Consider the following 2,095-nt stretch of genomic DNA (forward strand, 5'->3'; position numbering starts at 1 on the left):
GCCGACCGCCGCGCAGCGCACCCCCGTGCTCGACGAACACGCCGGGTCAGCCGTGCGTGAGCAGGTGCGGCGCGGTGCCGTCGCCGCCGTAGAGGTCGAGCATGTGCCGGCAGCCGGTGTCCGGGTCGGCGCGCAGCTCGCGTTCCAGGGCGTCAGCGTCCTTGCGCAGCCAGGCGGAGCGCTTCTGGTAGAGGTCGGAATGGTTGATCCCGTGCGCCTGCGCGTGGATCCGGAAGCTCGCCTCGTCGAGGCGCAGCCCCGGACACAGCCGGCTCGCGACCTCGGCCTCGACCGCCTCGCGCAGGCCCGCCGCCGGCACGATGTGGCGGTCGCGGTAATGGGTGGCGCCGTTGGCGAACAGCACCCACAGCGCGATCGGCAGGCCGATCCGGTAGGCGAGGCCGAACCGCTCCGAAGCCGGGCGCCGCGCGGACGCGTCGGCCGGCGGGGCGAGGAGGGCGGGCTGTCCGGCGGCGGTCATCGCGCATCTCCGAGGCGGGCGCACGCGGCCGAAGCGACGATCGCCCCGTCGCGAAGACGAGCCGCCGTCCCGTCGTCCATGCATCGGCGTCGGTGCCGATCGATCTCCCGGATATCCATGGCGCGCTCCGCGTCGATGCCGACCTAAGGTCTGCAAAAACTGGGCCGTGATGGGACGAACACGTTTCCGATTGTTGTCGGAGGCGCCGCCGAACGGCGCGAACACAGACTTTTGATCGGTTCGCGGCCGTTCGCGCTGCGGTTCGTGCCCGATCGACTCGCCCGTCAGTCTAGCACGGCGTCGAATAGGTTCAACGAGCGGCGCCGGCCGCGCGCGATGCTATTCTGTATTCAAAATTTACGGCAAAATTTACTGAATGGCCACGAGCGGATCGTCGGACACGCGTCGCGGTCTCTCGCCCGTGCAAAGGGAGGCGGGGGCGAAACCGTTTCGCATGGGCCGCCCCTCACCGTCGCGAGCGGCGGCCCGGCGGCGCGAGGATCCGAGGGCGAACGCGCCGGACCCCGCCGCTCAGAGCCGCTCGGTGACGAAGCGCTCGGCGGCCGGGTCCTCGCCCAGGCGGCGGTTCTCGGCCTGCAGCATCGGCACCACGGCGTCGGCGCCCTCGGCGACGACGTAGTTCAGGTCGAGCCCGTCGCGGATGAAGCCGTGGGCGCGCATGTGGTCGAACAGGGTCAGCAGCGGTTTCCAGAAGCCGGCCACCTCGACCAGGAGGATCGGCTTGCGGTGCCGGCCGAGCTGGGCCCAGGTCAGCTGCTCGACCAGCTCCTCCAGGGTGCCGATGCCGCCGGGCAGGGCGACGAAGGCGTCGGAGCGCTCGAACATCATGCGCTTGCGGGTGTGCATGTCGCCGACCACGACCGTTTCCTGGATCGCGTCGAGCATGTGCTCGCGCGACTTCAGGAAGTCCGGGATGATGCCGGTGACGTGGCCGCCGCCGGCCAGCACCGCGCGGGCGACGGTGCCCATCAGGCCGACGTCGCCGCCGCCGTAGACGAGGTCGAGCCCGGCCGCGGCGAGCGCGGCGCCGAGCGCCTCGGCCGCCTGGCGGAACGCCGGGTCCCCGCCGAAGCCGGAGCCGCAATAGACACAGACCGTCTTCACCGGCGCCATCCGGCCTCCTTCATCGATGCTCGTCGTATCGTGCGTCCCGTTCGGGCCGCGGACAGGTCGTAAACAGGGGCGAAATCGGTGCCAAACGGCTGATCGCGCGGGGAATTCGTTCGCTGCGCGCGCGTTGCGGCTTGGTCTCCCGGACATGTACGGTAATATGGGCGGAACAGTCGACGGTTTTTCGCGCGGGCGTTTTCGAAAGTCTCCACCGGCGGGGATGGGGGTCGCGGCCGGGCGGGCGTGGTGTCGACGAGGGATGGATCGCCATGACGGCGGAGTTGCGGCGCGGCGTGTTTCTCGCGGTCCTGGGCCTGCTGATCGGGCTCGGCCTGGTGGCGGCCGTGTTCGGCGGGCTCGACCGGTGGCGGCACGCCCATGCTCCGGCGCCCGAGCCTGCGCCCGGGCCTCGTCGCCACCTATCGCCGGCTGTGGCCGTATCTCTGGCCCTACGGCCGGCCGGACCTGCAGCGGCGGGTCTTC

At 71.1% G+C, this 2,095-nt stretch carries 2 protein-coding genes; both read right to left on the reverse strand.

Annotation, left to right across the window (positions count from 1 at the left end):
* Positions 1-46: 46 nt before the first annotated feature.
* The gene (locus FV230_RS27660) at positions 47-481 is read right to left on the reverse strand and encodes a hypothetical protein (RefSeq protein ID WP_147844643.1); all 435 of its coding nucleotides are present in this window, start codon (positions 479-481) and stop codon (positions 47-49) included.
* Positions 482-1,012: 531 nt separating this feature from the next.
* The gene (locus tag FV230_RS27665; RefSeq protein WP_147844644.1) at positions 1,013-1,615 is read right to left on the reverse strand and encodes a TIGR00730 family Rossman fold protein; all 603 of its coding nucleotides are present in this window, start codon (positions 1,613-1,615) and stop codon (positions 1,013-1,015) included.
* Positions 1,616-2,095 lie beyond the last annotated feature (480 nt).

The sequence above is a fragment of the Methylobacterium sp. WL6 genome (assembly GCF_008040095.1).
GTDB lineage: Bacteria > Pseudomonadota > Alphaproteobacteria > Rhizobiales > Beijerinckiaceae > Methylobacterium.